Source organism: Candidatus Pelagibacter sp., assembly GCF_052049815.1.
GTDB lineage: Bacteria > Pseudomonadota > Alphaproteobacteria > Pelagibacterales > Pelagibacteraceae > Pelagibacter.
The window spans coordinates 1-5223 of sequence record NZ_JBNGZG010000053.1 but is presented as its reverse complement, the minus strand read 5'-3'; the positions used below and the strand labels follow the sequence as shown (position 1 = coordinate 5223).

Below are 5223 nucleotides of genomic sequence, written 5' to 3'. Positions count from 1 at the left end.
TAATTATTATCAATTTTATCCGCATTTATAATTATTATATCGCCTTCAAAGTTATCTTTAATCCACAAACCATTTTTTGTAATAACAGCTAGGTATTTGTTATCGTTTGTGTATTCGTTTTTAATTTTAAGATATTGATTTTTCATCATCGAAGATAAGTTGTAAAATAATGTAATAACTAAAATTCCATAAAGAAAAGAAGTAAGTGATAAAAATCTTAATATATTAAAATTATCTAGTCCAAATTGTCTTAATGTATAGATTTCTTTATTTTCAATTATCTCAATAAAAAAAAATTGAGTAGTAATTAGAAAAATGAAAGGAAACATTTCATATAACAAAGATGGAGAATTTAATAATGTAAGCTTTAAAGGGGTTAAAAAACTTGTATCTGAATTTTTTAAAAAATTTGACTCTTCAATTAAATTTACTAATAAAACCAATGCAAAAAATATAGCTGAGACTACAATTAATTTTTTCGAGAATTTTTTCAAAAGATAAAATTTATGAATATTAATAATCATTTTATAGTCCTAAGTTGATTTATTATTTAAAAGGAGAAACGAATATAAAATTATAAAACTAACAATTGGCATTATTAAATACAAAACCATATTGTATATGCTTGCACTTGAATATCTTAATGTTATTTCAGAAGCTAATAATAAAATTAAACTTAAACAGAAAATTAAAGAACATTTTAAATTAAATTTTTCATGATCCTTGTTCACTAAAATTAATAGTGATGATGTAAGACTTATTAATATTATAAATAAAGGTGAAAAAAATCTTTTTAAAAATTCCTCTATTATCGAGTCCTGAATTTCTGTATTACAGCCTTTAAAAAAAATTTTATTTATATTAGTTGGAGATTCATAATTTTTGAAATTTTGAATACATTTATAAAGATTAACTGAACTCATTTCTTGTGTTTTAGGATGCGTGATAGTATTTGAGTTATATTTAGATAGATCTAATTTAAACTCAGTAAAATTAATTATGTTTTGATTTTTATTTTCATAATTTATAATTTTACCATCAAATAATATTATTGATTTGACATTTGAATTATCGTTAAAAATATTCCCACTTCGAGCAATTATTATTTGTGAATTTTTATTTTCTAACTTTTCTTTTATAATAACATTTTTTAATTTATTTTTATTTTTTTCATCAACAAAAATTGTTAAATTTTTGACAGAATCTATAAATTTTTTTTCTTTTATTACTGAGCTAAATAAATCTATAGATGAGGTCCTGAAAAAAGATCTTCCCTTATCTAATGTGTAGGGTACAAGTAAAGAAGTAAAAATTAATTGTAACAAAAAATATATTATTGATACTTTAATCAAAATATTTACAAAACTTATTTTGGTAATTCCATTCATCCAATAAATTATTAGTTCATTATTTAGCTCATATCTAATTATTGTATAAAAAAGAGAAATCATAAAAATAAAAGGGAGAATTTTACTTATTATCTTTGGTAAAGAAAATAACGTAAAAAGAAAGTATACTCTTAATCCGTGACCATCTTCTGAAATTAAGTCTAAAAAATTTACCGCTTGAATAATCCAAATTATAGTTGAAAGAGAAATTGTTGAGATTAAGAAAAAAAAACTTATATCATTGGCAAGTTTTTTAAATATTAATTTTTTCATTGAAATGTATTAATAATAAACTTATATAGCCTTACATTTTTAGAGTGAATCAAAAAATTTATGACCATTAAATACACTTTTTTTAGCAAATTGGATCTTAAAAAAACCAAGAATATAGGGTTATTTTGTGACGAAAATTTTAAAATATTAAGTCTAGAAAAATTAGGATTTTTAAATCAGAATCTAATTACAAATTTAATTAAGAACAATATAAGTCCAAAAAAAGAAATCCTCACTATTAACGTAAGTGACAAACAAAACTTAATTCTTATAAAACTTAAAAAAAACCAAAAATCTGTAGATAATGAAAAAATTGGAGCTTTATTTTACGATTATATAAATTCAAATTCTATTATTGATTTAACATTTGTTGATAATAATTTTTTAAATAAAAAATTAGATCAAATTTTCATTGAAGAGTTTTTACATGGAATACAATTGAAATCTTATGAGTTTAAAAAGTATAAATCAAAAAAAGAAATTAAAGATTTTAAAATTAATTTTTTTTCAAATAATAAAAAGATTAAATTTGATAATTCTAAAAAATTTGAATCTTTACTTTCTGGAATAAATTTTACAAAAGAATTAGTATCAGAACCTGGAAATATTTTGCATCCTGATGAATATGCAAAAAGATTATCTACTTTAAGAAAAGATGGATTAAAAGTTACAGTTCTAGATGAAAAAAAATTGAAAAAACTTGGTATGAATTCTTTGTTAGGTGTAGGCCAAGGAAGTATAAGAGGATCTTACCTTGTTTGTTTGGAATGGAATGGTGCAAAAAATAATTCAAAACCTTTAGCATTTGTTGGTAAAGGAGTCTGCTTTGATACTGGAGGTATTTCATTAAAACCTGCAAAATTTATGGAAGACATGACTTATGACATGGCTGGTTCAGCAGTAGTTGTCGGTTTGATGAAGAATTTAGCTTTAAGAAAAGCAAAAATAAATGCAGTTGGTGTTGTAGGTTTAGTAGAAAATATGCCCAGTGGAAACGCACAACGACCAGGAGATATTGTTAAATCGTATAGTGGTAAAACAATTGAAATATTAAATACCGATGCTGAAGGTAGGTTAGTTTTAGCAGATGCTTTAACATATACTGAAAAAAAATATAAACCAAAGTTTATTATAGATTTAGCAACATTAACTGGTGCAATAATTGTTTCATTAGGCTCTGAATATGCTGGTCTATTTTCTAATGACGATAAATTAGCAAATCAACTTTATGAGGCAGGATTAAAAGTTGAGGAAAAAGTCTGGCGAATGCCATTAAACAAAAATTATGATAAATTAATTAATTCAAAAAATGCTGACATGCAAAATATTAATTATCAAGGTGGTGCAGGATCAACAACTGCAGCACAATTTTTACAGAGATTTATTTTGAACAAAACACCATGGGCGCATCTAGATATAGCTGGTATGGCTTTTTCAAAATATAATGGTGCCTTAAATTCTTGGGGTGCAACAGGTTTTGGGGTGAGATTATTAAATAAACTAATAGAGGATAATTATGAGTAATACGGAGCAAACTTTATCAATAATTAAGCCAGATGCAGTTGAGCGAAATCTTGATAACGAAATTAAAGAAATGTTTAAAATTAATGGATTTAAAATAATGAATGAGAAAAAAATCCAAATAGAAAAAGCTGAGGCTGAAAAATTTTATAAGGTGCATGAAACTAAACCATTTTATAATGATCTTTGTGCATATCTTTCATCTGGTCCAATTGTAGTTATGATCTTGGAGAAAGAAAACGCTGTGTTAGCTAATAGAAATTTAATGGGAGCTACCAATCCAAAAGATGCAGCTGAAGGAACTATTAGAAAAAAATATGGTATTTCGATAGATAAAAATTCAGTTCATGGATCTGATAGTATTGAAAACGCAAAAATTGAAATAGACTTTTTCTTTAAAGACTAGAAATAATTTTATTTAGGGCAAGTGGATAAATTTTATGCTCTTGCCTTAGTATTTTTTTAGCTAAAATTTTAGCATTATCATTTTTATTAACTTTCACCTTTTTTTGTAAAATTATTTTTCCCGCATCTAATTTTGTGTTTACATAATGCACAGTACAACCAGAAAATTTTTCATTATTATCCAGTGCTCTTTGGTGCGTATTTAATCCTTTATATTTTGGTAATAAAGATGGGTGAATATTGATTATCTTTCCTTTATAACTTTTAATAAAAGCAGCTGATAAAATTTTCATGAAACCAGCTAAACATATAATTTTTATGTTATTTAATTTTAGATATTTTAAAGATTTTGTTTCTGCATTTATTTTATTTTTATAATTTAAAATTTCGTAAGATATTTTGAATTTTTTTGCAAATTTCAATCCACCAGCATTTTTTTTGTCAGAAAAAATGTATTTCACAATGTATTTTGAATTTTTTAATTTTGATTGTTTGATTAGATTAAATAAGTTTGATCCAGTTCCTGATATAAAAACAGCAACATTTACTTTTCTAAGACCAGTTGATTTTACCATTTAATTTTACTCTATTTTGACTATTCATTTCTGAAATTTTGCCAATCACATAAGGTTTAAAATCTTTACCAAAAAAAGTTTGAATCTTATTAAATTTTTTTGGACTTATAATTAAACAGAAACCTACTCCACAATTGAAAGTTTTAAGCATTTCCTTATCACTTATTCCTTGTTTTTTTAACCAGTTAAATATTTTTTTAACTTTAATCTTACTTAAATCTATTTCAGCAGTAAGATTTTCAGGAATAATTCTCTTTAAATTATCAGCGATGCCGCCACCTGTTATATTTGCACATCCATTGATTAAGTTATTGTTAAGTAAATTCGAAATTTCTTCAACATAGATTTTAGTTGGTTTTAATAATTCTCTACTTAAATATTTATTTTTTTTTAAGTTAATTTTTTTTTCTTTTAATACATGTCTCACCAAGGAATATCCATTTGAATGAACTCCACTTGAGGGTATTGACAATATTAAATCACTTTTTTTAATTTTTTTTTTATTAAGGATCTTATTTTTTTCAACTATACCTACTGCAAAACCTGCTATATCAAATTTATCTTTCTCGTATGTGTCAGGCATCTCAGCAGTTTCACCACCAACTAATTCACAATTGGACATAGCACAACCTTTAACTATACCCTTAATGATAGATTTAAGTTTTGATGAGTTTACCTTGTTGATAGATATATAATCTAAAAAGATCAGAGGAGTTGCGCCTTGAACGATCAAGTCATTTACACTCATAGCAACTAAATCAATACCGATAGTATTAAATTTGTTTAAAGTATTTGCTATTTCTATTTTTGTTCCAACACCGTCTGTGCATGCTACAATCTGGGGGTTTTTATATTTTTTAGGAATATCAGTTATTGATCCAAAACCACCAATGTTTGATAACTTTTTTTTGCCTTTTTTATTTGTATTTAATTGTGAAATAAATTTTACAAAATTATCTGCGGCAGCAATATTTACTCCGCTTTTTTTATAGGTTAAGTTTTTTGAAACCATTTTTTAAAATATGAATATAAAATTATTAATTGTTCGAAAATATATATAT

6 protein-coding genes are annotated in these 5223 nt (G+C 24.4%); 2 read left to right on the top strand and 4 right to left on the bottom strand.

The window, feature by feature from the left end:
- The coding region (locus ACTT9D_RS06665; RefSeq protein ID WP_440931002.1) for an LptF/LptG family permease at positions 1-524 on the bottom strand (524 nt) is incomplete at its 3' end.
- A gap of 9 nt (positions 525-533) precedes the next feature.
- Positions 534-1661, bottom strand: a complete 1128-nt coding sequence (locus ACTT9D_RS06660; RefSeq protein ID WP_440931001.1) for an LptF/LptG family permease — start codon at positions 1659-1661, stop codon at positions 534-536.
- A 60-nt stretch (positions 1662-1721) separates the two neighbouring features.
- Between ACTT9D_RS06660 and ACTT9D_RS06655 the strand changes: the two genes are divergently transcribed.
- Entirely contained in the window at positions 1722-3185 is a 1464-nt protein-coding gene (locus tag ACTT9D_RS06655) for a leucyl aminopeptidase (RefSeq protein ID WP_440931000.1), read from the top strand.
- On the top strand, positions 3178-3588 hold the full coding sequence (gene ndk / locus ACTT9D_RS06650) for a nucleoside-diphosphate kinase (RefSeq protein ID WP_440930999.1): 411 nt from the start codon (positions 3178-3180) through the stop codon (positions 3586-3588). Before ACTT9D_RS06655 ends, ndk begins: the two co-directional genes overlap by 8 nt.
- Here ndk and purN read toward each other — a convergent pair.
- Together purN and purM are read right to left on the bottom strand one after the other, a co-directional pair.
- Entirely contained in the window at positions 3578-4162 is a 585-nt protein-coding gene (gene purN / locus ACTT9D_RS06645) for a phosphoribosylglycinamide formyltransferase (RefSeq protein WP_440930998.1), read from the bottom strand. The genes ndk and purN overlap by 11 nt on opposite strands.
- On the bottom strand, positions 4140-5174 hold the full coding sequence (purM, locus tag ACTT9D_RS06640) for a phosphoribosylformylglycinamidine cyclo-ligase (protein WP_440930997.1): 1035 nt from the start codon (positions 5172-5174) through the stop codon (positions 4140-4142). Before purM ends, purN begins: the two co-directional genes overlap by 23 nt.
- Positions 5175-5223: the final 49 nt, after the last annotated feature.